This window comes from Paenibacillus sp. JT22N1, from assembly GCF_059692155.1.
Window position 1 is genome coordinate 209,797 of sequence record NZ_JCAUAW010000002.1, and the last position, 25,103, is coordinate 234,899.

16 protein-coding genes are annotated in these 25,103 nt (G+C 44.2%); 4 read left to right on the forward strand and 12 right to left on the reverse strand.

What is annotated here, in order from left to right:
• Window positions 1-31: 31 nt before the first annotated feature.
• Together AC58UU_RS04770 and AC58UU_RS04775 are read left to right on the forward strand one after the other, a co-directional pair.
• Window positions 32-1,864 carry a sensor histidine kinase gene (locus tag AC58UU_RS04770; protein ID WP_497313482.1) on the forward strand — a complete coding sequence of 611 codons (1,833 nt, stop codon included), beginning with the start codon at window positions 32-34 and terminating at the stop codon, window positions 1,862-1,864.
• Window positions 1,857-3,500 (forward strand): response regulator transcription factor, encoded by a 1,644-nt coding sequence (locus tag AC58UU_RS04775; protein ID WP_497313484.1) that lies wholly within the window; start codon window positions 1,857-1,859, stop codon window positions 3,498-3,500. Before AC58UU_RS04770 ends, AC58UU_RS04775 begins: the two co-directional genes overlap by 8 nt.
• A gap of 93 nt (window positions 3,501-3,593) precedes the next feature.
• Here the strand turns inward: AC58UU_RS04775 and AC58UU_RS04780 are convergent, their stop codons facing one another.
• Window positions 3,594-4,595 (reverse strand): aldo/keto reductase, encoded by a 1,002-nt coding sequence (locus AC58UU_RS04780; RefSeq protein WP_497313486.1) that lies wholly within the window; start codon window positions 4,593-4,595, stop codon window positions 3,594-3,596.
• Window positions 4,596-4,959: 364 nt separating this feature from the next.
• Between AC58UU_RS04780 and AC58UU_RS04785 the strand changes: the two genes are divergently transcribed.
• Window positions 4,960-6,303 (forward strand): LLM class flavin-dependent oxidoreductase, encoded by a 1,344-nt coding sequence (locus AC58UU_RS04785; protein ID WP_497313488.1) that lies wholly within the window; start codon window positions 4,960-4,962, stop codon window positions 6,301-6,303.
• A gap of 44 nt (window positions 6,304-6,347) precedes the next feature.
• On the opposite strand, the gene AC58UU_RS04790 is transcribed toward AC58UU_RS04785, so the two are convergent.
• The 9 genes from AC58UU_RS04790 to AC58UU_RS04830 form a co-directional block, all read right to left on the reverse strand.
• Window positions 6,348-7,265, reverse strand: a complete 918-nt coding sequence (locus tag AC58UU_RS04790) for an SGNH/GDSL hydrolase family protein (RefSeq protein ID WP_497313490.1) — start codon at window positions 7,263-7,265, stop codon at window positions 6,348-6,350.
• A gap of 129 nt (window positions 7,266-7,394) precedes the next feature.
• Complete coding sequence (locus AC58UU_RS04795) at window positions 7,395-8,075, reverse strand: GntR family transcriptional regulator (protein WP_497313492.1); 681 nt, start codon at window positions 8,073-8,075, stop codon at window positions 7,395-7,397.
• Window positions 8,076-8,546: 471 nt separating this feature from the next.
• Window positions 8,547-12,353, reverse strand: coding sequence for a X2-like carbohydrate binding domain-containing protein (locus tag AC58UU_RS04800; RefSeq protein ID WP_497313995.1), 3,807 nt, complete (start codon window positions 12,351-12,353; stop codon window positions 8,547-8,549).
• A gap of 98 nt (window positions 12,354-12,451) precedes the next feature.
• Complete coding sequence (locus tag AC58UU_RS04805; RefSeq protein WP_497313997.1) at window positions 12,452-14,080, reverse strand: extracellular solute-binding protein; 1,629 nt, start codon at window positions 14,078-14,080, stop codon at window positions 12,452-12,454.
• Window positions 14,081-14,244: 164 nt separating this feature from the next.
• A complete protein-coding gene (locus AC58UU_RS04810; protein ID WP_497313494.1) occupies window positions 14,245-15,141 on the reverse strand; it encodes a carbohydrate ABC transporter permease in 897 nt (298 codons plus the stop codon).
• A gap of 19 nt (window positions 15,142-15,160) precedes the next feature.
• The gene (locus AC58UU_RS04815; RefSeq protein WP_497313999.1) at window positions 15,161-16,015 is read right to left on the reverse strand and encodes an ABC transporter permease; all 855 of its coding nucleotides are present in this window, start codon (window positions 16,013-16,015) and stop codon (window positions 15,161-15,163) included.
• Window positions 16,016-16,340: 325 nt separating this feature from the next.
• On the reverse strand, window positions 16,341-18,647 hold the full coding sequence (locus tag AC58UU_RS04820) for a helix-turn-helix domain-containing protein (RefSeq protein WP_497313496.1): 2,307 nt from the start codon (window positions 18,645-18,647) through the stop codon (window positions 16,341-16,343).
• A 381-nt stretch (window positions 18,648-19,028) separates the two neighbouring features.
• A complete protein-coding gene (locus tag AC58UU_RS04825; RefSeq protein ID WP_497313498.1) occupies window positions 19,029-21,335 on the reverse strand; it encodes a glycoside hydrolase family 95 protein in 2,307 nt (768 codons plus the stop codon).
• 165 nt (window positions 21,336-21,500) lie between these two features.
• Window positions 21,501-21,923, reverse strand: a complete 423-nt coding sequence (locus tag AC58UU_RS04830; RefSeq protein WP_497313500.1) for a VOC family protein — start codon at window positions 21,921-21,923, stop codon at window positions 21,501-21,503.
• Window positions 21,924-22,035: 112 nt separating this feature from the next.
• On the opposite strand from AC58UU_RS04830, the gene AC58UU_RS04835 reads away from it, so the two are divergent.
• Complete coding sequence (locus AC58UU_RS04835) at window positions 22,036-22,251, forward strand: hypothetical protein (protein ID WP_497313502.1); 216 nt, start codon at window positions 22,036-22,038, stop codon at window positions 22,249-22,251.
• Between the two features lie 408 nt (window positions 22,252-22,659).
• On the opposite strand, the gene AC58UU_RS04840 is transcribed toward AC58UU_RS04835, so the two are convergent.
• Window positions 22,660-23,562 carry a polysaccharide deacetylase family protein gene (locus AC58UU_RS04840; protein ID WP_497313504.1) on the reverse strand — a complete coding sequence of 301 codons (903 nt, stop codon included), beginning with the start codon at window positions 23,560-23,562 and terminating at the stop codon, window positions 22,660-22,662.
• A 150-nt stretch (window positions 23,563-23,712) separates the two neighbouring features.
• Window positions 23,713-25,041 (reverse strand): DRTGG domain-containing protein, encoded by a 1,329-nt coding sequence (locus AC58UU_RS04845; protein WP_497313506.1) that lies wholly within the window; start codon window positions 25,039-25,041, stop codon window positions 23,713-23,715.
• Window positions 25,042-25,103 lie beyond the last annotated feature (62 nt).

Sequence of the window (25,103 nt, forward strand, 5' to 3'; positions counted from 1 at the left end):
CATTTACACTGAGTTCAGGGGGAGATTATATATGTATCGTTGGAAAAATTACCGTGAGTGGAGCATCAAGAAAAAACTGCTTGTCTTCTCCGCGCTATTCATTCTCGGATCCGTTTACTTGGAATCGATCCTTTCATATTCCAGATATACGAAGGATTTTGAAGCGCAGTCCTCCGATAGAGTTGGGCAAATTATTGAGCAGGTCTCTTATAATATCGATACGTACCTTGACGATCTATTTCGGCTTTCCTTGTCTCCATATATGAATGATAGTGTTATGAAAGCTATAGAAGATGATCCGAAGAACTCCGATTATGACCTTCTACAGAAACGCCGCACGATCGAGGGATATTTGGAAGAAATGATGATTTATCCCCGCAAAGATATTAATCGTGTGTTTATTTTAACGGATGATGTGTATACCAGCGGAAGAATTCCTATCAGCGTGGATACAAAAAGCCGTTTTCAAGAATTCGACTGGTATAAGCAAGCAATGATTACGCAGGATTCCATTTTCGTGCCGACGCATACCCAGCAGATGGTGAAAAACCAGGGCCCCAAAGTATTCTCCATCGTCAAACAGCTTAGAAGTACACGCAACACAGAGAAAATACTTGGCGTTATTAAAGTCGATGCGAATTACAAAGGCATTGAAATTATCTGCGATAAAGTCAACTTGGGTGCTGACGGAGGCTTGTTTATTATTGATGAGAAACGCAATGTGATTTATGGCAATACGAATCATTTGAATGCCCAGAAGTTTTATGAAGCTATACAAAAAAGCGGTAAGAACATGTTATCCGTTCAGGATAACAACACCCCTTATCTGCTGAATTCTACGCCCCTTCCTAGGTCGAATTGGACAATTCTTGCTATCAGCTCGTTGACAGAGTTAAATCATAAGGCCAAAGAAACTAGGAATTTCGGCTTTTGGATGGCACTTGCTTGTTCAGTGCTTGCATTTATTTTGCTATATTGGTTTATCCGCAAGCTTCTGGCGCCGCTCTTAACTATTGTACATTTGATGAAAGAAGTAGAGCAAAGCAATTTATCTGTTCGTTTTCCCGACTTAAGAAGAGATGAAATCGGATACTTAGGCACCTCATTTAATCGACTAGTCTCCAGAATAAGCGAGATGTTGGAAGAGAATACACAGCTCGTCAAAAAAGTGTACGAAACGGAACTGTTGCAAAAAGAAGCGCAGGTTCAAGCTTTATATAATCAGATCAGGCCTCATTTTATTTTCAATACGTTGAACATGATATCGATGTTGATGCAGACAGGCAAGCATGAAAAAGCCATAGATCATATCCACAAATTAAGCAATTTGATGCGCAGCATCACCATGTGGGACAAAGAAATCCCGCTTCAGCGTGAGATTGAGCTTCTTCAAGCTTATCTGACCATCCAAAGCAGCCGTTATGAAGGAAGACTCGACTATTCGATCCAGATTGACTCTGAGCTCTATGATCTGCTCATCCCTGCCCTGCTCTTTCAACCGATTGTAGAGAATGCAGTCATCCACGGATGTGAAACGCAGCGCGAGAGAACAACCCTGAGGGTATTCAGTGATACGAAGGAAGAAGAGTTACTCTTCACCATTCAAGATACCGGGAAAGGAATGAGTCCTGAGAAATTGGCTCAGCTCCGCCTTAAGCTGGAGCGATTAGAGATGGAGGAGCTTTTACCCGGAGAACCGGTTCGTAATGGTCTAGGTATTGGTCTTATCAATGTGAATAAGCGAATTAAGCTAAAATATGGTTCCGATTACGGGATAACCGTGGACAGCGTGCTAAATGAAGGAACAACTGTACGGATCAATTTGCCCCGTTATGGGCCGGAGAGGAGCAGCTGCAATGTATAAACTCATGATCGTTGACGATGAACCGTTGGTACGTGAATATTTGAAGCTGCATGTTAGCCAACATCATCTCGATTGGGAAGTGGCCGACGAGGCCATGGACGGTCAAGAAGCTTGGGAAAAGCTGCAGGATCAGCGGGTCGATCTCGTTATTACCGATATCAAAATGCCTGTTGTTGACGGGATAGAGCTATGCCGCAGATTATCCCAATCGGAGAATCCACCGATCATATTGATTCTCTCCGGTTTTGACGAATTCTCTATGGCGCAGGAGGCGATCCGGTATGGTGTTCATAGTTACTTGCTAAAGCCGGTGGTCAAAGATGAGCTGATCGAGGTGATCAAGCAGATTACCGATCAATTGGAGCGGATATCCCGTGAGGAGCTTGCCTTTCGGGCTATGAAGAACGTCAGCAAAGATAGTCAAAACCAAGTGGTGAAGCAATTTTTGAGAGCATTGGTATGCGATAGCAGCGTGGAGATTAAAGCGCTGTATCCGCTTGTATTTCGCATGAAGGTGCAATTGATTGAAACCGAAGGCATTATTATGGTGCTTGATTTGGACGAGGATCAACTTGCACAGAAAGGCATTCCCTACAGCGATATATCGATTTTCCGATTTATTCTGAATCAAATCGCAAGCGAATTATCCGAGGAAGACGGCGGAATGGGATATGTATTCTTGGATGAAGAGCAGAACACTTGCGTCCTAATGACCGGTGAAGACAAGAATCACATCAAGAAAAAATGTAAGTTTCTGTATGAGAGAGTATCCTCTGTGATGCTGAAGAATACAGGAGTCACCGTATCTGGCGCACTAGGTTCCTTTGAGTCCGAGTTATTTCAACTGCAAACCTCTTACCAAATCGCCAGCAAGAATCTTCACTATCGCCTTTTTGCTGAGGAGTCAACTCTATTTGATGAGCTTGCTCTCAATGGCGAGCAGCAGCGCCTTACCCTACTTGACCATACGCTGTCCTCCATCCAATTCGCTTTACTGGATCATAACGAAATCGTTTACTCTATGGCGATTAATCAGTATGTCGACAAAATGGAGGCCTTCAGCATATCCCGCATACTTAAATTTGGCATTTATTTAATACGAAGACTTGTCAAAGGAACGAATGAACATCGAGGAGAAATCTTGGAGAGAGCACTCCAGCATCTCCAGAAGAGTTGTCAACCAACGAGTGTGGAATGGACTGTTGAATCCACTCTTATCTTATTCCGCGAAACACTTGGTTTTTTTGCCTCAGGAAGAACGGAGGAACCGAACCCAGTCAATGAACAGGATATTGTCAGCCGCGTCAAAGCTTATATCTACGCCCATTACTCCGAGCCATTGAGCTTAGCCCTATTAGCTGAGAAACTAGGTATTTCTTCCGGATATTTAAGCCAAATCTTCCATAAAACCGTGCAGGAATCATACATCAAATTTCTGACACGCGTTCGAATGGAGCAAGCCGCCAAGCTGCTGAAAGCTGTTCCTCCGGAAAAAGTATATGATGTTTCTGATAAAGTCGGCTACGTCAGCGTCAAACATTTCTCCCACGTATTTAAACAGCACTATAACATGCCGCCAGGTGAATTTCAGGAAAAACACGCTGGCTCTCAACGAGCACAAAGGCTGCTGGACTAATTTATTTCCAAATCACTTCAGGTCACCGCCGTCATACATGAAAAAAGACGTGCTCCATTGAGATACACGTCTTACTGGGATAGCTACCTGATCCTATCTCCCAACTAGCTCGAATTGAACGCCGCTCGTTATCGTATCAATCTCTTGCAACTCATCCAAGCTAAGCTTTTCACCGATGACAGGCAGAGCCTCCGTAATATGTTGCGGCTTGGAAACCCCCAAAATCGCTGATGTGATTCCTTGTTTACTCAGAACCCAATTCAGCGCAAGCTGAGCGAGTGTCCAGCCTCTGCGCTCCGCGACTGGCTTTAATTGCTCCACGATGTGGAAATTACGTTCCTGTTCTAGCAGCGTCTTGAGCCGCTGCTCACCGGCTGCGCCGCGAGTTCCAACTGGCGGCTGCCCGCCGTAATTATACTTTCCTGTCAGCAGCCCGCGCCCCAGTGGACTATAAACAATAACACCAACCCCTTCAGACACTGCAAAGGGCAGTAACTCCTGTTCGATACCGCGAGCGATAATGCTGTATTCAGGCTGTACACTCTCGAAGCGTTCAAGCCTTAGCTGTGCAGAGATGCCGTGAGCCTTGGCAATTTGCCAAGCAGCATAATTCGATGCTCCGATGTATCTCACTTTCCCCTGCCGAACAAGATCGTCTAGCGCGCGAAGCGTTTCTTCAAGCGGTGTCTCTTCATCGAATCGATGCACCTGATACAAATCAATATAGTCTGTTTGCAACCTTTTCAGACTGTTTTCCACCGCGCGCTGAATGTGATATCTACTTTGACCTGCATCATTAGGTCCAAGTCCGACTCGTCCATGTACTTTGGTTGCGAGCACGATCTGGTGCCTGCGCGCGCCAAGCAGATTGCCAAGAATCGTCTCTGATTCACCGGTTTCAAGCGGATTACCCTTATCCATGCCCGAACCATAAACATCAGCTGTATCGATCAGCGTAATACCTGATTCAAGTGCCGTGTCCAGTACATCAGCAGACGCTGCCTGGTCGATCCATCGACCGAAAGCCATCGTGCCAAGGCTCACTTCCGATACTTTCAAACCCGTTCTCCCTAACCTTCTTTGTCCAATACTCATATCAACATCTCCTTTAGCCAACATCGATAATAAAGACAAAAAAGACTCCCTACTCGTTTCAAAAGAATGAGGTGGAAGTCTCCAGCTGTCCGGTTGACTTGAAATTTTAATGTCATACAGTCGTATGACTTGGATATATGGCGATCATATCACTTGATCTTCAAATTGGTCAACTTCATTTTCCAAACGTAAACACGATTAACTTACTTTGCCTACTTGTATAATCGGATTAAACCTGCTAACATGACTGCAACAGCTCATAAAGCCTATTGGTCCACCAAAGGCTCCCTTGCCGCCAGCGTTAATCACCTGGCATGCATGTGGAGTCTTCTTTTATTTTCATATTTAGTAAGGGGTGTACAGTATGAAAAAGAATACACGTCAGCTTCACTTAAACCTATTCCTTGCGAGCATGGGACATCATGAAGCCGCTTGGCGGCATCCAAATTCTAACCTGAGTGGAGTCCATGACTTCACTCATTATCAGGAGCTCGCACGTAAAGCTGAGGCCGCGAAGCTGGATTCACTTTTCCTCGCTGACCGCTATGCAACCTCTCCAACAGCGGTTCAATATGGTGCACTTGGCGGATTAGAGCCTCATACACTACTTTCTGCTCTTGCCGTTGTGACGAAACAAATCGGATTAATAGCCACCGTATCTACAAGTTTTAACGAACCATATAACGTGGCACGCCGCTTTGCATCATTGGATCATCTAAGCAACGGCCGAGCGGGCTGGAACATCATCACGTCAGGTACGGATAGTGAAGCCCAAAACTTTAATCGGGATCGTATATCCCAACACCATGAACGCTATGAACGTGCCAAGGAATTTGTCGAAGTCACGACAAAGCTTTGGGATAGTTGGGAAGATGAGGCGCTGATTCGAGATCAAAAGACTGGGATTTATGCCGACAAAGGCAAAGTACATGAGCTGAATCATAAAGGAAAATTCTTCTCGGTTCGCGGCCCTCTGAATATAGCACGTTCGCCCCAAGGACGTCCGATTCTTGTGCAAGCAGGCTCCTCCGAAGACGGCAGGGATTTTGCTGCCGAGTGGGCAGAGGCTATCTTCACGGCTCAACAAACGCTAGAAGATGCACAGGCATTCTATGCTGATGTTAAAAAGCGTGTCCTACTATACGGACGAGACCCAGCGTTCGTGAAAATTTTGCCCGGTATCTGCCCCATTATCGGTAAATCGGAAACCGAGGCCAAAGAGAAAGAAGCCGAACTCCACGAACTGACGAATCCAACGTACAGCCTTCTCCAACTGTCGAATCGAATTGGCTTCGATCTTACTGCCTATCCTCTGGACGGACCACTACCGGAACTTCCTGATTCTAACGAAATCGCCGGTCACCAAAGCCGTACACATTTGATCAAAGAGCTGGCTGGCAGAGAGAAGTTAACGATCAGACAGCTGCTGCTCAAACTAGCGGGAGGACGCGGGCATAAGACGATCGCAGGGACGTCGAAGCAAGTTGCCGATGAACTGGAGGCTTGGTTTGTCGGTCAGGCAGCCGATGGATTCAATATCATGCCTCAGCTAATGAACGGCGGATTGGATGATTTTCTCGAGCAAGTCGTACCAGAGCTGCAGCGGAGAGGGTTGTTCCGTACTGCCTATACAGGTACTACGCTTCGTGATCATTATGGCCTGCCTGCGCCAGTTAATTCATTTGCAAAAGCGAAGCTATACCATTAAAGACACCTATTTGTAGACGATGGTCGTCACCATCAGGAATGATTTTATTGGAACTTCGTTGAGATCATCCGAATTTGCTTGGTGATCTCTTCGCCTCTTCTCGAGGCTAATTCCAGTGGCAAAGCTTCCTTTTTATTAGGATTGGTATGACCTACATGTTCTTTCCAAGCTGAGCCTAATAACTGTTGACGCTGCAAAATCAATTGAAATAATTGCGATTTATCGGTTTGTTCTACGAAATCTGGCATCTGTTCCAAAGTAATATGAAATAAACGACTTAAAAGCGTTTTAGCCATCATCCAATGACCATCTGAGTTGGGATGAATACCGTCACCGGAACGATAGCCGGGGTTCATTTCGCGTTCTTGTTCTCTATGCTGAAGAAGTGGGTCGTAGATATTCACGACTTCATCAGCAGTTGAATCCAGCGTTAGCAGCCAATTCGCATAGTATCTAATGACATCATTGTAGCGTGCATATGGATTCTTGTAGCTGTAGTCTTTCTGACCATCGGGCAAAAGAACATTAGCGTTCATTGATTCGGGATCAAAGGGCGGAGGCGTCATGACGATGGCTTTTGCCCCACTTTGATGGATCATCCGAATGGCTTTAAGTATGCCATTTTGATAAGCTAGAAACCGTTCTTTAGAAAATGGCGCATAGATGCCATCATTCATTCCATATCCCACAACAACCCAATCCGGCTTACTTTCTTGAAGTGCCCTTCCTAATCGATCATGGATACAGGGCCGTGGAAATGGATGGTCAGTCTCGGTTAATCCAGAGGCAGTCTCACTGCTTATGCCAAGGTTGATGAATGTAAGAGGAATGTCGGGCATATGCTGCCCAAAATAAGTATCCAAATAAGTAATAAACGTCCCTTCATCTGTAATACTGTCCCCAAGAAAAACGATTCTTTTACTGCCAGTCAACTGTGATTCCTTTCCTTCGATTGGAGTCATCTCAACGCTCCTTTGCATCATATATCGTGCATGATAATTGTCGTAGAGGATTGCCACAATACCTCTTTGTCAGTATCCTAAAGACGTACCGCAATCAAGCGTTAAAGCAATCCCCGTGATAAAATTCGACTAGTTACTACCTGCTTTCATAAAGTGAGCATTCGTCCTTATGCGGGAATTTTCAATATGCTTGGACATGGCATCCGAGGCGCCTTTGGGATCTCGCTGCTTTAATTTCTGTAAGATTGCATTATGTTCCGACCATTCCTCATTCGTGGTATTTATATCTAAATTTAATTGGATGTAGGTTAAATATCTTTGAATCTGTTCAATATAACCCCTGACTAAATTCTGCAAATTGGTATTCTCGCAATAGGCAAGAATAGTACCATGTAAAGACATATTCATTTCCTTAATTGTCCCCAAACCGTTAGTAGATCTCGGTGATTTCTGAGTTTGAAGGGCATCCATGGTTTCTTGCAACTGCTCCAGTAAATCATCTGGTATAAGAAGGGCGGCCTTTTCAACGGCAAGTGGTTCAAGCTGCAGTCTAATTTCAAATAATTCGTCCAACTCTTTGACACTCATCATATTAACGAACATTCCTTTAAAAGGAATGACATTCAGATACCCTTCCGATTGCAATCTGGAGAGGGCCTCACGAATCGGAATGTTGCTTACTTCTAAAGCGCGCGCTAATTGATCAATGTTAATTTTTTCACCAGATTTCAATTTATGAGTTAAAATGTCTTCTTTGACAATCCGATAAATTTCTTCGGTTAAGTTAACCCGACTAATTTTACTTCCCATATGATACCCTCACCCTTTTTATACTCAATATATCATGTATGATTGAGGGTTATCAAATAATAAATGGGGCTGTCCCAAAAATGATAAATATATAAGAGGGGTATCTTCTTCATGGATACATGCATCCACCTACCAGTGATAGGCTTACACTAAAGGGAACGTAGTGACGCTAATCCGTTGTTTTTAGCTTCGAATAGCACAATTTCTATCGATTAACGCCCTCACGTTCCGCTAATTCAATTTTTAGCACATTTCATCCACTTTAGCGGCTTGTCGTTCCGTTAAGAATAACTCCGCCCCAAAAGGACCTCCCCCTATTGGGGATGTATGAATCTTTGATTTAAATGGCTGACGAAGAAAACTCGACGCAGACGAACTTAGCGGTGAATTCGGACGCCGTGCTCCACACGAAAAAAGGAGCTGTCCTCGAGTAGATTTTATCTACTTATGGGACAGCCCCATCTCAGATGCCTATGGCGTAACTCTTAGAGAATCTGTTCCCTCGTGATCATCCTGATCATCATCTCCATGTTCATCCTGATTCTCCGATTTCTTACTTGTTGTAAATGTAATTTCAGCCCCATAGCTCGTTCCCGCCGAGTTGGTCGCGTAAGCTCTGGCGTAATACGTCGTATTTGGTTTCAATTTCTTTATTTTCTCACTAAACTCGCCTAATCCAGAGCCAAGGGTAACTTTGGTTGATCCGGAGCCGGTTATTGTAGGAGTTGGTGCTGTTGAATACACAATTCCTCGCGATGTAACAGCAGTACCTCCGTCAGCCGTTACTTTCCCAGCAATTGTTGCACTTGTATTCTTGACTTTTGAGACACCAGTCGTTACGGAAGCAGTTGACGGTACCTGCGCAACCGTAAAGCTTAATTTATCCAGCAGCATATAGCTTCCTGATTTTTTCATGACTTTGATCGTGTGCAAGCTGTTTGAAAGACCGGAAGTACTGTACACCGTTTGTTGGACTAACCGCGTTGCATTATACGTATTCACCGTTTGTTTGAATACATTATCAACGAAAACGTCGATTTCACCCTGTGAAGCATCTTTTTCCGTAATAACTTCAATTCCGGTTCCTTTAAAGGTGTATTCGAAATAATCGTTATTAGTTTCAGTAAAATGCACGTCATTGTGATAATCCCCACTGAAGACGAACGTCAGATTCGTAGTTCCCACCGGCTGCGCTGCAAGGTATGCTTTCTTGATCGTTAACGTATTGCCAACTAATGTGTAATCGGTGCCTGGCACTAGTGTAGTACGGCCATTGTCAATTCGATCAAGTACATACTCACCCAGTGACAACGTTGTACTCACATCTGCCTGTGCAGCTATCTTTTTGTCAAAACTTCCTGTATCAGGACTCATCAGATCACCTACAAGTATCGTTAATTTATCCAGCAGCATATAGGATCCCGATTTTTTCATAACTTTAAGCGTATGAGAACCACTCGGCAATCCGGCAATGCTGTACACCGTTTGCTGTGCAAGTCGACTAGCATGATAAGTACTCACGGTTTCCTTGAATACATCATCAATATAAATATCAATATCGCCCTGCGAAGTATCCTTCTCAGTGATCAACGCAATGCCCGTTCCTTTGAAGACATATTCAAAATAGTCATTGTTCGTCTCGGTGTAATGAACATCGTTCTGATAATCTCCGAATACTCGATTATTGCTATATCCCCATGATCCAGAATAATGAATCGCAGCATTGTCATCATTGATGCTAGCCGTGGCGCCATTAGATGCAGGAGCCGTTTGTACGGTCATTTCCGACGCTGCCGACGGAGTCAACTGGATTGACGGAATAGATGGTACTACTTGAACCGATTGTGCCGACACCTGTCTATACACACTTCCCGTAACTGTGCTGCCCGCAGCTGATGGAGTCACGCTCAATTTATCCAACAGCATATAAGACCCTGATTTCTTCACTGCCTTAATCGTATGAGTACCGCTCGGTAGTCCTGAAATTCCGTAGACGGGTTGTTGGACTAATCGATTCGAATTATACGTGCTAATCGTTTGTTTAAATACACCATCCACGTATACATCTATATCTCCTTGAGATGAATCCATTTCTGTAATCACCTCAATGCCCGTTCCGGTAAAAGCATATTCAAAGTATTCGTTATTCCTCTCGGTGAAATGTACATCATTCAAATAATCGCCAAGCCCTCGATTCGTGCTTCGCTGCCAAGCGGCCGAATACGTAATCCCCGAATCGTCGTTATTGATGGCAATTGAACCGCCTTGAGAGGTGTTGCTTACAACAATAGCAAGCGTCTGCGGATTTCCGGCGCTGAAGGAAATAACCAGGTTCGTTGTCCCTAGTGGTTGTGTGGCTAGGTATTCCTTCTTAATCGTTAACGTGTCGCCTGATACGGTAAAGTCGGTGCCTACTACAAGCGGTGTTCCACCACTCGTTATAGTGCTCAACTGATTACCGTCCAGTGTCATCGTTGTCGTTACATCTGCCTGTAGCGTTTTGTCAAAATTCCTAGTCGATGGAAGGATCGTGCTGTTCTTAGGCGACGTGTCGCTCACTGCAATGTCCAGAATCGGTCTAGCTCCGGCACTGAAAGTGAAAGTAAGCTGCGTAGTTCCGACTGGTTGAGCAGCAAGGTAATCTTTCTTGATCGTGACCGAGTTGCCTGAAACCATATAGTCGGTGCCTAGCACCAAGTCTACACCGTCATTCGATATACCACTTAGCGTGTTTCCATTCAACGTCATCGTTGTCGTTATATCGGTCTGAGCGGTTACATTTTTATCAAAGCTCCCGGTAGACGGGCTGATGGTGCTGTTCTGTGCCAATGAGTCGATTACGGTGATCGCAAGATTCTGAGTGGCACCCAGTCCCCTGTTGCTGTTACGCTGCCAATCGCCCGTGTAGGAAATTCCCGTGTCATCATCATTGATGGAGGAAACGCCTCCTTGCGATGTAACCTTCAACAAACGAGAAGCATGAGGAGCTAAATCCACCGAACTGAAGCTGGAGCTAAATACGCCCAGTTCGCTATGACTCCATAGATCCCGAACAGAGGCAGCACCGCTTAAACCGATATCGCTCCAATTGACATTAACCGTCGCGTTCGAGCTTCCCAGGTTAAACAGTCCAACAGTATAGGTTCCATCACCGTTGTTCGCATACCATACCTGCTGCTCGGATGCGAGAGATACGGGATGTGCCGGCTTACCGGCCTGATTGACGGCGATTGCCTCATCGTTCGTCAACAGCTTAATGCCGAACTCGTCCAGGTTAGTTAAGTCATTGCCAGTATATAATTGGGCCGACGAGATAGCCCAGAAAGTCATAGCTGTCTGCCGCTCATCCGGTGTAATGCCATCCATGGCGCCGTTACCGATATTCAAGGAATCGAAATTATTCCATCCGCCCGGACCTGCGTGGCGCCACCACTCTCCAGCTCGCGGAAATAACCTTGCGATATTAGCCCAATTAGTTAATCCCGCTGTTCCACAATAACATTCAATATCCCAATCAATACGCCATCCGTTCGCGTACTTCTTCCACGTGTCAGCGTAGTTAATATCCAGCGCCCACGATAGCTCGAACCAAATGTTGTGCGGAGCAAGTGCCTGGGACCAAGCTTTGACATCACCGCGTGCGTCAATGGACGTATCATTATGTCCGGAGCCCGGGGTTACACTGTCGAACTTCACGAAATCTACACCCCAAGATGCAATTTGATCGGCAATGGAGTTGATATAGCTCTGAGCACATGGCTTAGAGAAGTCAATTTTATAACCTATATTCCAGTAATCCGACGTAGTTAACGGAAGTACCACGATGTCTTGTGCATGGCAGGAGGTACCATAAATCGGTAAGTTGGCGTCATACGCTGCCGGCGACATCCCCGGTATAAAATAGAGGCCAAACTTTTGCCCATTGTTATGTACATGATTGATAACCTCACTAAGACCATTCGGATACAAAGTGGTGCTTGGTTGTGGGCGTCCATATTCATCCATGCTCCCATTCCAGGCTGCATCTACGTTGATATAATTGTAGCCATGGGGCTGCAGAATCGCATGCATAGCATCAGATTGAGCCATAATCTGTGCGGCTGTAATCCAATTTCCGCTGTGATACACTTGCATACTGTAGCTGCTCCAGCCCATGTATGGTTTTTGCGCTAATCCATTATCAGCTGCTTGTACGAGTTGCCCCTTCGGAATAAAGACAGCAAACAAAGTGATAAAGAATATAAAAACCAAAAGCCACAATCTAGTTTTCTTAATCATATATCCCACATCATACATCCCCTTTAGCGTTAAAATTCGTAAAAAAAGCCAGGTGCTTTATTTCTAGAACAAACACCTGGCCTCTTTTTCATCGATCGTTATTTTTTTATTGCTGCAGTATCGTAAGCCTTTTGCAGAATTTCAAGGTATCTGCCCACTTTCAAGTTATCGAGACCTTTCACATAGGCATCCCAATCTTTGGTCAAGTCCTTATTTCCTGTAATAAATTGAAGCGCGCTTTGCTCAATATAGTTCTTGATGTTTGTTTGAAGAATGCTTGCTTCGTCTGTAAGTGCTGGATCAATCCAGATCGCCCACATCGGGAATAGTTCCTTCGGTTCATGTCCTTGATACAAGAGCGTCGCATCGTATAGTCTGCGTTCGTAATTCGCTGAGTCGTAAACATCCGTTCCTTGTACGAAGCTATCTCTGTATTCTTTTGGTTGGTAAAAGTGTCCCATACCACTCCATCCAGCATTACGAGGAGGCTGCCCATCTACAGCTGGAATCGTTGCAATTTGAGGGGTAACTCCCTTGCCTAGAGCCACTTCGCCATCTTTCGGTTTTCTCCAATCGATGCCTTCCATACCCGATGCTGCATTCGTTTGTCCTTCTGTCGTGAACATGTAATCAACCATTTTAATCAATGCGATTTGTGATTCTTTGCTTGCTTTGTTCGTAAGAACGAATTTCGCACCTGGAATTAAGCCGCCTCCATCATGCGTTGCGAATGAACCATGCGGTCCTGTTAGCGGAGGTACAGGATTGTAATCAGCTGAATTTTTGTTTCCTTTATCAATGTTAACGAAGATGGCTGGATGCATGCCCGCGCCTGCACCTAGGATTTGTCCGCCAGCGTTCTCGCCAATTTTCTTAAAGGCTTCGGCATTTTGCGTAAACGCACCTGGATCGATCAAGCCCTCATCGTACAAGGATTTAATATAGCTAAGTCCTTCTTTCCATTCCGGCTTATTGGCCGCAGTATCCACTTTACCGTTCACTAAGTTCAGGTAATTACGGTCGTCATTATAAATGAAGCCGTTCATCAGGAACGGAATGACACGCACACCGAAATCCTCGATCGATCCGCTAAGCGGAACTTCATCTGCTTTACCGTTGCCGTTCGGATCGTTCTTTTTGAAAGCTTGGAGCACTTTCTTGAAATCTTCGGTCGTTTTCGGCATTTCGAGGTTTAATTTCTTCAACCAGCTTGTGTTGATCCACATTTTATTCGGGTAGGAACAATGGAAACATTGCGTATAGGAGCCAAGACCGTATATTTTTCCATCTGGCGCTGTGATGAAGCTTTTGAGCGTTGGATCCTTTTCCATCGCCTTTTTAATATTAGGAGCATACTGATCAATCAAATCATTCAATGGAAGCAGAACGCCCTGCTTACCGAACTTGAGAAGATCAGCTTGTGAGAATTGGTCGATATAGGCCGTTAACATATATGCCTCAGGATAATCGCCGCTCGCTAAGGAGATTTGCCGCTTTTCCTTGGCACCGTCATAAGGGATGATTTCGAACTTAAACTTCGCATTAAATTTGCTTTCCAAATGCTTCGTGAACAGGTTCGTCTTCAAATCCATGTCGTTAGCCTGTTGAGCAAAGATGCTTATTTCTACGGGCTTAGCCGCTTGTGTTGCACTTGGCGATGCTGTTCCAGTTGAAGGTGTTGACGATGCCGAAGTCTCCTCTTTACTCGAACATGCGGCAAGAACCATACTGAACATCAAGATGAAAATCAAGCTACTAACCGATCTTCTTTTCAATTGAATCCGCTCCCTTTTTTGAATTGACTAGTTTGCTTATCGTTTAATCCTTAGCGCTATGTTTTCGTCAATCACCCCTTTCAATTCTTCAATCGGACATGTTATCCCTCTTTCCACTACCCTTTTACAGAACCTACCAACATCCCCTGAACAAAGTAACGCTGCACAAACGGGTAGATGACGAGTACTGGAAGCGTTGCCACGACAATCAGTGAATATTTCAAAAGCTCTGCCAATTGCTGTCTTTCAACCTGTTTCAAGGCATCTGTGGCATTTGAGCTGTTGTTAAGAATGATAATGCTGCGCAAAATGAGCTGAAGCGGAAAAAGGTTGGCGGTTTTGAGATAAATAAGGGCATCGAAGTATGCGTTCCATTGGCCCACAGCGTACATTAAGAACAGAACAGCTATGATCGGTTTCGATAACGGAACCACAACACTCCACATAAACCTGAGATCGCTGCATCCATCTATTTCACTCGAATCAATTAATTCATCAGGAATCGAGGATTGGAAGAACGTTCTTGCAATAATCACTTGCCATACCCATATCGCGTTAGGAATCAATAAAGCCCATCTGGTATCGATTAGCCCCATCTGCTTCACAACCAAGTAAGTAGGAATCAATCCACCGCTAAATAACAACGTGAATGTAATTAGCATCATAAGCATATTTCTTCCGAACAAAGTTTTACGTGATAAAGGATAAGCAATCATGATCGTAAGTGCTACACTGATGATCGTTCCGGCAGCCGTATAAAATAAGGAATTCGCATAGCCTGTCACAATCTTCGGATTCTCTATGAGACTGGCATATCCCTTAAGGGAAAATTCTACCGGCCAGAGCCACACACGGCCTGAAGTTACTGCCGATGGACTGCTGAACGAGCTGCTAAAAATATAAATTAGCGGATATAAGACAACAACTAATAGGAGGCTCAGTATCACGTAGATGCTAATCAAAAATAGTTTATCGCCAACCGAATCTTTGATCGTCGTTTTCATCGTATTCATCGTTTGGATCCTCCATTATTTACCAGATACTCGTATTCGATAATCGCTTTGCTACCATATTTACACCAACAAGCAGAAGTAAATTGATAACGGAATTAAACAATCCAACCGCAGTAGCAAAACTATAGTTCGCGTTCAATAAACCTATTTGATACACGTAAGTGGCAATCACTTCGGAATTTATCTTGTTCAGCGGATTTTGCAGCAGATAGATCTTTTCGAAACCCAGCGACATGACACTCCCTACATTCAAAATGAAAACGATCGTAATGGTTGGCATGATGCCGGGCAAGTCGATATGACGGATTTTCTGAAACCTTGAAGCGCCATCTACTTTGGCTGCCTCATAAAGCGAAGGATCGACTCCCGCTAACGCAGCTAAAAAGATAACTGCCGAATAGCCTGCTGTCTGCCAAATATCCGACCACACATAGATCGAGCGAAACATGCCGGGTTCTCCGAGAAAATTGATAGATCCCAGTCCGAAATGATTCATCGCGACATTCACGAAGCCTAGCCGTGGGGCTAGAAAAAGCATGATAATGGATACCATAACGACGGTAGATATAAAATAAGGAGCAAACGAAACCAATTGAACAAACCGCTTAAATTTGCCGTTGCGTATTTCATTAAGAGCTAAGGCTAACAAAATTGGAATTGGAAACCCGACGATTAGCAAATATCCGCTAATGAGGAGCGTATTTTTAATTAGCGTCCAAAAAATCGGATTATCAAAAAACAACTTAAAATGTTTGAATCCGACCCATGGGCTACCCCATATCCCTTTAGTGACGTTGTAATCCTTAAAAGCAAGGACGGCATTTAACATCGGATAGTATTTAAAAATAAGGAAAAACAAGGCTGGCGGAATCACGATAAGATACAATTGCCAGTGTTTTCTAAAACTCTTTGTCGCTGCTGTGAGGAGGCCTCCACGTTCTATTGGTGCCACTCGGCTGCGTTCGATTTCAATTCCTTTTTCCAAAATGCTCCCCCCTAAATTCCTCATGAAGTCGTGATAGCGCTTTCTATATGGCTGATTATAGGGGGCTATTGTGGTTGCCGTATAGGTACAATTGCGTCGTTTTGCGAACAAATAACCCGAATTCAGCGGGCATTTTTCCTATTCGAACGGCCATTTTTCCCGCTACAGCCATATAAGACAGAAAAAATCCTAATCGCCTAAGCGATTAGGATTTTCATTCTTGTGGAGACTGTCTGAACGAGCTTGGCGATACGCCCATAACTCGCTTGAACGCCCTTCGGAAAGAATGTGAACTGTTATAGCCGACATGCGAAGCGATTTCATCCACATTATGTTGGTTTCTTTTTAATAAGATTGCAGCATGGTCCATTCTAACTTTTTCCAAATGATCGGATAAATTCGTCCCCGTTACCTCTTTAAATAATTGGGAGATGTATTTTTCTGGACGCTCAACAATCTCAGCTATCCGGTATAAGTTTAGATCGGGATCTGAATACTTTTCGGCGATATATTCATTAATTTGCTTCACAGTTTTAATGTGTGCATCGTTCTTTTTACTCATGATGAGACCGCACATGGCTGAGATAATCTCCTTGATTTCACGCGAAATTAGCTCGATGGCTTCAGTGGCCTGGATGCTAATGATCCGATTTTTGATTTTCTCGAACATAGTGGATTCCATGAGAGCCTTCTGGTCGAGTAATTTAAGCAGCGTTCCTTTCACTTCTCCGATGAACTGATGCTTCATCTCCACAGAAAGCTCTCGATTTTCCGTATTTTGCTCGATCATCGACTTGACGATCCGCTCGGCTTCATCCACATCGCCAGCCCTAATCGTACTAATTAATCGCAGCTCCACATCGATTGGATAATAATACGTGTTACTCTCTACTCGTGTATCACTATACCAAACGATTCCTTTTCTATTCATATATACGGCGTATTCTAAGGCCTGTCTGGCTTGTTCATAGGAATGGCTGATCTCCATGACAGAGGAAAAGGGGTCGCTTAGTGCTGCAGTAATGGTAATTCGATAATCGGTAAAAGCCAGATTGGCGAGATTAGCCACGAGCTGCTCGATATCTTCCTTGCCAACTTCTTCACCTTCATCTTTTTCCCCTGACGTAAATAGGGTTACGATGCGATCTGAACCCAAATCCGTCATATGAACTTGCAGGTGGCTGCCTGAATCAATTAAAATCTGTTTCAGAATGAGTCTGGCCGCATTCAGTTCGTTGAGAATTTCAACGCTTTCCATGCCGGAGTAGCCATTGATTTGCAGAATACCCGTATAACCGGCATTCATATTAAGCCCAGTGTCAGCCTGCGCGGCAGCAGATATCAATTCATCCCTCGATTGAAACTCTCCCGCAATTAACCTTTTATAAAAGGCATCGCGAATTAATGGCAGCTGCCGATTAAGCTCAGACTCAAGGCGTTTGTTGTTGGTAATGATATTCGATATATTGCCCTGCAAGAAATCATATTCATTGCGCTCTGTCGTTGCTTCCTTGCCAAACTGCTCTTTCATCACACTAAGCAGCCTATTGATCGGGGCTGTATTTCGATAAGACAGCATAAAACCAACAAAAAGCCCAATCAGAAGAGCAACACCGGTCACCGACCAAGTGATGTACTTGATTTTATTCGCATTCTCCATTAAAACGTGCTTTGGAATTCCCGTGCTGTATACCCAACCCGTTGATTTGGATTGAATCCTTATCACGAGATCATCTGCATAGAATTGACTGACTTTCCCTTTATCGAAGCGGCTATCAGCGGATAATTGATCCATTTCCTGTTGACTGATCCCCTGCAAGCTAATGGTATGTCCTTCTGCATCGCTAATATGCGTCCAACCACCGTTCGGATCTCTTAAACCAGACAATACACTGTTGATGGTTTGTTCATCAATAATGGTGACAACCGTGGCTGGTGAAGAATCACTAAAGCTATCTAATGGGAGCGATTGCATAAAGGTGATGACTGAGGTTTGCGTTCCGTTATTCACAAACGGGCTCAGCGGCATGATTTCGCTTCTATGCGTTTTCTCTAATACTGTTTTTTTCCATTCGTCCAAGGAAAGATTGCTGTAATGCGATGTCTGGTAATAATGCTCAGGGCGAAAATAAGCATTGCCTGGCGTCACAACGACGTTAAAATTAGTCAAATAAATATAGAATTGCTTCAAAAAATCATTGGTTTGGCTGTAGGCCTTAATATCTCTCGTTATTTTCCAGACCCCATACACATTTGCTTTATCGTCCACCAATTTTTCGTTCAAAAGGACACTCAGATCTTGGTTTAAAGCTAATTGTCTCGTAAAACTTTCAACTTCGGCCATTCTTCGTTCCAGGATCTCTTGGCTCTTTTGAAGCTGCGTCACATTATTCTCAATGGAAATCGATTGCGTGACAGTGATCGAAGTACGATATGACATATAGCCTGCGATGCTGGGGATGATCAAAATAACGATATAAGAGATCAGAAACCTTCGAAATAATCTGGAATACTTGGGCACTGGCAGTTCTCCCTTCCATTTTGGAGGTTTCGGAATACGTTCTTTAACAAGTTAGCACGATTCTTCAACAAAAAAAACCCCTAGACGGGTCTTTTCTGATTTTCGTAATGACTTATACCTAAAATCGGGTCGGGTCGTAACAACTGCCTCCAACCCTCCGTTTCCTAAATAATGCTCCTTCGAAAAAGGTTGCTGCCGGACGATCGTAAATAATGGCGTGTTTGCGTGCTTGTTCTTGTGAATTCAATACTTCTACCCCCTGATTGCAATCCATGCGAAACTGTACCTTATCTATATGATAGCGCTTACTACACGACTGATTATATAGATACAGGGCATTATCGCATAGGTACAATTGGGTCGTAGACCATACAATTTTCCTTATTCCTTATGAGTCACGTTCAACTGCTTGTCGATTCTATAGACATAATCTGGTGTTAGAACGAGCGGAACGCTTTGTTCACGGTAGCGCAGAAATGTTTGACCCGCTGAGAATGCCTGAATAGTGGCTTCCATCAACTCACCGTTCTCCCAGACGATATCAACTTCTATATTTCCTTTGGCCCGCAGTCCTGAAACTTTACCTGTATGCCATTTCTTTGGCAGGGCGGGAAGTAAATTAATTTCTCCAGCATGACTTTGCAGCAGCATTTCCGCTATCGCCGCCGTCCCTCCAAAATTTCCGTCTACAACAAATATGTTTTTCTCCGCTCCGGCAATTCCCGATTTGGAATAGGTTAATAAATTATCGAAGCTCAATTGACCGATTAAATGGGTTAAATGCTTATAGGCATGTTCGCCGTCATCTAATCGGGCAAAGCTCGCTGCAAAAGAGGCAACCGTGAACTCCACATCTTCCAACGTCTCGCTAGACATCCGATTTTCGAGTGTGGTTCTTGCAGCGGCGCTCAGTTCCGGTGTTCCTCTTAAGGTAATTTGGTTGCCTGGATATAAGCTGATTAGATGAGATAAGTGACGGTGATCGGGCTGTGCTTCTTTATAATCTTCCAGCCATTCCTGCAATTGTCCCCGGTTGCCAATACGAAGGGGTGGCAGCTTATCGATGGCTTGCTTCAGCTTGGTTTGCATATCGAAATCCATTTGCAGCGTATCGGCAGCCTCCAAGCAAAAGGCGAATAAGTCACGAACCAACACTTGATCGAGTGTTGAGCCCATCGACAATTGGTGGACGTTGTCTTCGATATAGAAGCTATTTTCCGGTGAGTTAGAAGGCCCTGTTACAAGCCACCCATATTGTGGATGCAGCGTCATGTAGTCGAGGAAAAAGGCGGCGGCTTCTTTCATCACAGGATAAGCTTGCTTCGCTAAAAACTCGCGATCTAAGCTAAATTCATAGTGCTCTCGCAACTGGCTTGCAATCCATAAGCCGCCTGTAACGTTCAGTCCCCACGAAGTTTCCCAGCCTGGAGCCGTAAACCCCCATGCATTCGAAAATACGTGTGCAACCCAACCTTCGCATCCATAAAAGTCATGCGCTGTCGTTCGGCCCGCTTGCGATAACATCTCCAAATAATTCATTAAAGGGATATGACATTCTGCCAAATTGCTGACTTCTGTTGGAAAGTAATTCATTTGTGTGTTGATGTCCAGATGGTAATCGCAGCTCCACTGCATACGGTTGGCTTCGCCATCATTCCAAATGCCCTGTAAATTAAGAGGCAAAGGAGAATCTGCACGTGAACCGGAAATCGTCAAATAGCGGCCATATTGATAAAATAAGGCGAATAATTGCGGATCATTATCGTGTCCGTTCTGCAAAAGACGGATTCTTTCGTCTGTAGGTAGGCGGGACGCGTCTGAATTACCTAAGTCAAGATTCACTCGGCCATACAAGCGATGATAATCGGATATGTGATTTTCTTTAAGCTTTGCGTAACCAATAGCTACAGCATGTTCTAATTGTCGGCCTGATTCATACCGCCAGCCTTCATCATTTTTTCCATAATCGGTATTAGTAGCAAAATAGATACATGCTTCATTTGCGTTTCTTACGACAATTTGATCTCCCTCTACATCAATGGTTCCGCCCTGTGCCACCACTTTGACCATGCCTTGACAGAAAACTCCGCACGTACCGTCACTATGCATCGTTTCCGTCGCTTGCCCTTCAAAAGTAATCGTAGCGTCCTCGGCAAACCGTTGCGTAAAATTGTCACTTAAACCTTCTATTCCTAACGTGAATGAAATGCCCCCTTTTTGTTCACTCCAAAAGCGCGAAGCCACAATATCGTTCGTGTGCGAAGCAAATATTTCCCGGGTAAAGTTTTTGCCATTTACGCTGTAAGAAGTATGAAAGATAGCGTTTTCGAGGTTTAGTACACGCTGGAGATCCACACCATGATGCTCCACATTCAGGATTAGATTACACATCTGCAAATTCGTACCGAAATTTTGCTTTTTAGGCTGCAGTACCTTCTGAGCTAGCTCTTCCCCGCGTTTGTAATCCCCTGCGAAGAAATGCTCCCGCATCTGATCAAGATCAGCTTTGCCCCTTGATTGGCTTCCGATCCTCTCCGTTTTTCCAGACCAATAAGTGACTTCCGTCATACTCCAGGTTTCCTTCTCGATCCCGCCATAGATAACGGAGCCTATTCTCCCGTTTCCTATTGGAAGCCCTTGCGACCAGTCCAGCGCAGCGCTGGTATACCATAGCTTCAGATCATTCATGCAGGATTAGCCCCCTCAATTTCATCATATACTATATATCGTGTATGATTATAATCTTATCATTTGCGATTAAACGTGTAAAGACATGGTAGTTCCTCATGAAAAAGCAGTCCAGTGTTTGAAAAAGTGGACTGCTCTCTGTTCATTGGATTTATTTTGATTAGATTACAACTGATTTTCTCCCGTGCTTTGAAAGAATTCAATGATTTCGCCATCAGGCCCTTTGCAGAAGGCAATCCGAATAGGTGTTGCTGGACTTTGACTAACGACCACATCTTTGGGCTCGACCGTGATCTCTGCGCCAGCCGCGCGTGCTGCTTCCACCGCCGCTGCGACATCATCTGTTCTAAACGCCATATGGATAATGGCACCTTCCGGCTTAGCTCCTGGTACACCACCCGCAAACACTTCCAGATAATCGCCGTCTCCCGTATCAAGAAGAACAGCTCTCCCGTCGCCTTCTCCCCAACTTAATCTTTCCGTAAAGCCAAATCCTTCTGTGTAAAATTTCACCGTTGCTTCGAAGTTGCTTGCTCGAATGGCAACATGATGAAAACCGCTTCCGCCTAATTTGTTAATTTTCCCCATATGATCTACCACCTTTCATTATTTATTAATACGTTACGGATAACGAATGATTTAGTCAAATTGTGGCAATATTAACCTTGCCTAAAAAAACAATAGATCGGAGATGTATACCATGACTGACCAACAATCCGAACAACAAAGTGCCGAAATAGAAGCCCATAATGCGGTAGCTGATGCACTAAGTGAACTGAATCAAGCACAATCGATTAGTAATAATCGCAGAAGGGCTGTTCAACAAGCACACGAACAACTTGACCAAGCACATGCACAATTAGCAGAAGCACGGACAGAACAATCTGGTAGTGCTGATGAAGATAGCCTCACGTAAATAAGGAATATCCTCATCTACAATTTACATGAAAGGGCTGTCCTCAAAAATGATAAATTCATTAGAAGGGCAGCTTTTTCATGGATACACGCATCCTTCTAGCAATGGTAGGCTTCCAATAAAGGGAACGTACAGACGCTATTTACGTGAAATATGCTCTAAACACGAAAATGAGGAACGTAAAGACGCTATTTCGTTGTTTTTAGCTTCGAATAGCACAAATTTCATCGAATAAGGCTCTCACGTTCCGCTTGTTGGTTATTTTCCTCAAAAATGCCAAAATAGCGCCCCCTCGTTCCCCCAATTCAATTTTTAGCTCATTTCATCCACTTTAGCGGCTTCTCGTTCCGTTAAGAACAACTCTGCCCAAAAAGGACCTCCCCCTATTGGCGGAAGTCCTCTCTCCTATCACTTTTTACGATCATAGTTCTGCAGCTTTTTGAGAAAGTTATCCGCGGAAATATAGGGCATGCCAACATTCAACCGAGTTATTTCTCTGCTGTCCCCCGAATTAATCCCTTCTTTTGTCGTGATAAAATAACGGAAACCTATTTCTTTCGCGTCATCCATAACGGTCTGATTATACTCCCCAAAAGGGAAACATAGCATGGAGAGCTTATTGTCTAGCTGCGTTTTTAACATGGCTTCGGCCATCCAAAGATCCTCACGTACTCTTTTTCTCCATTCTTCCTCCGTCTCCAACCGTTTTTCCTGTTCTAGGAAAAGACGATTCGTCAGAGCAGGGACGTTACCTACCCCGTCACCCCTCTTTTTCTGGTGAAGGTTATACGAATGAGAATAGAAACTGAATCCATCGTGTTTCATCTCCTGTGTTTGCTTCCAAGTCAGAAAGGGGAGAGACGGATAATCTGAATCCAGATAACTTACAACAACAAAGTTAGTTGCCGGGAACCCTTGCTTTTTCAGTAAAGGGTACGCCTTCTCATAAAAAGATCGATAGCCATCATCGAATGTAATCACAACAGCATTCGGGGGAATTGACTTTCGATGCTCTAGAAAACAGCTATAATCCTCGATCGGGATCACATTATAATGATTTTCTTTTAATACCTGGAGGTGCTGATTAAATTTAGCCGGGGAAATCGTCACAAATGACTCGTTTTCATCCAGATGGTGGTAGGTAAGAAAAATGGCTTGATTGGTATAATGAATAACCTTCGTATCAACTTCCGATCTAATGATTGCGCTTTCATTTATGCTGGAGCAAACCTGATTTAGATTGTCATCCTGATTCCCCAGATTCCCCCAAGGCGCTAAAGCTAGCATTAAGTAGAAGATCCATACATTCATTATCTGTGACTCCTCCCCCTTAGAAAAATAAAGACAACCAGCCCGCACTTTGTCATTAGATAAATAATACATATAATTTTCTGTGCAAACTTATGCTTCTATAAAGCAAAAATAGCCACCTCAACAGGTGGCTATTCTTCCTTTTTACTGTTATAAGATTCGTGCCGTAAACATTGATCTAGCAACTCTAGTGCCGTTCGTCCTGATTTCCATATCAATCTTGCAAAATCTGCGGCTCATCTCCACGATGGAGGGTACGATTTCGATGACGTCATCGATTTGCAGCGGGATTAGAAAATAGCTGGAAGAACTATCCAGAATAAGATCACCTTTCTTGTGTTCCTGAACCGTGCGGTAAGCCGCACGAATCATAATCGTTGTCAGTATACCCTCGGAGACTAATCCTTCAAAATTCGTCATTTGCGGTGTAACCGTTCCTTGGAAATACAGCTTGCCTTCCTCATCTCGAAGCTCGTCGATCCCCGAATAGATTTGCACCTCGAACGTTTCTGCGTTCTGAGGCTGCCTTTGCATATGCTGCATCGCTTTCATAACATCCTTACGGCTAATGACACCGATCATTTTGCGATCGGTATCGATGACGGGCAGAAGCTCAATACCTTCCCACACCATGGTATGTCCAGCTGATGCTACCGACGTTTTCAAGTTAATCATCAACGGATTAGGAGTCATCAAGGTGCCAATGAGCTGATTCGGCTTCGCGCCCATGATGTCCTTGGTCGTAATCATGCCAATCGGCACTTGATTGTCATCGATGACTGGATACCGAGTATGCGTCGTTTCCTCAACCAGCTTTTGCATGTCTTTGACCGTGTTAGCAGCGAACAGCGAATAAATAGGGCTGTCTTTGCGCACGATGTCATCGACGATCATAATCTTTTTCTTAATGAGGCGATCTTCCATGGCACGGTTAATCATCGTAGCAACCGTGAATGTATCGAATGAGCTGCCTATAATAGGCAGCTGCAGTTCATCAGCAAGCTCTTTTACTTCTGGCGTGGTATCAAATCCACCGGTAATCAAAACGCCAGCGCCCTGACCTAGTGCACACATGTGTGCTTGTACACGATTGCCCACAATAAGCAAATTGCCTGCTTCAATATACTTCAGCATGGCCTCCAGCTGCATCGCGCCAATCACGAATTTGTTCAGGGACTTATGTATACCCGAAGAACCACCCAGCACAACGCCTTCCACCACATTCACGATTTCAGCGAACGTTAATTTATCAATGACAGGTTCTTCTTTCTTCTCCATGCGAATCGTGCCGATCCGCCGTTTGGTGCTCACTAGACCGATATTTTCCGCTTCCTTGATGGCACGATAAGCCGTTCCCTCACTCACATCCAGATCTTGAGCGATTTGCCGAACGGACAGCTTGGTGCCTACAGCCAAAGATTCAATATATTTCGTAATTTGTTCATGCTTCGTATGAAGCTCCGAATGGCCCGTGCTCATGGTTGACACCTCGCTGAACTGTTCTATAACATTGAAATAATTATAGTATATTCAAATAAAAA

Coding starts and splice junctions, on each gene's coding strand:
- AC58UU_RS04775 (WP_497313484.1), top strand. CDS start 1,857: ATGTATAAACTCATGATCGTTGACGATGAACCGTTGGTACGTGAATAT.
- AC58UU_RS04800 (WP_497313995.1), bottom strand. CDS start 12,353: ATGATTAAGAAAACTAGATTGTGGCTTTTGGTTTTTATATTCTTTATC.
- AC58UU_RS04830 (WP_497313500.1), bottom strand. CDS start 21,923: ATGGGGAAAATTAACAAATTAGGCGGAAGCGGTTTTCATCATGTTGCC.
- AC58UU_RS04795 (WP_497313492.1), bottom strand. CDS start 8,075: ATGGGAAGTAAAATTAGTCGGGTTAACTTAACCGAAGAAATTTATCGG.
- AC58UU_RS04790 (WP_497313490.1), bottom strand. CDS start 7,265: ATGACTCCAATCGAAGGAAAGGAATCACAGTTGACTGGCAGTAAAAGA.
- AC58UU_RS04770 (WP_497313482.1), top strand. CDS start 32: ATGTATCGTTGGAAAAATTACCGTGAGTGGAGCATCAAGAAAAAACTG.
- AC58UU_RS04805 (WP_497313997.1), bottom strand. CDS start 14,080: ATGGTTCTTGCCGCATGTTCGAGTAAAGAGGAGACTTCGGCATCGTCA.
- AC58UU_RS04840 (WP_497313504.1), bottom strand. CDS start 23,562: ATGAATGTATGGATCTTCTACTTAATGCTAGCTTTAGCGCCTTGGGGG.
- AC58UU_RS04845 (WP_497313506.1), bottom strand. CDS start 25,041: ATGAGCACGGGCCATTCGGAGCTTCATACGAAGCATGAACAAATTACG.
- AC58UU_RS04785 (WP_497313488.1), top strand. CDS start 4,960: ATGAAAAAGAATACACGTCAGCTTCACTTAAACCTATTCCTTGCGAGC.
- AC58UU_RS04810 (WP_497313494.1), bottom strand. CDS start 15,141: ATGAATACGATGAAAACGACGATCAAAGATTCGGTTGGCGATAAACTA.
- AC58UU_RS04825 (WP_497313498.1), bottom strand. CDS start 21,335: ATGAATGATCTGAAGCTATGGTATACCAGCGCTGCGCTGGACTGGTCG.
- AC58UU_RS04835 (WP_497313502.1), top strand. CDS start 22,036: ATGACTGACCAACAATCCGAACAACAAAGTGCCGAAATAGAAGCCCAT.
- AC58UU_RS04780 (WP_497313486.1), bottom strand. CDS start 4,595: ATGAGTATTGGACAAAGAAGGTTAGGGAGAACGGGTTTGAAAGTATCG.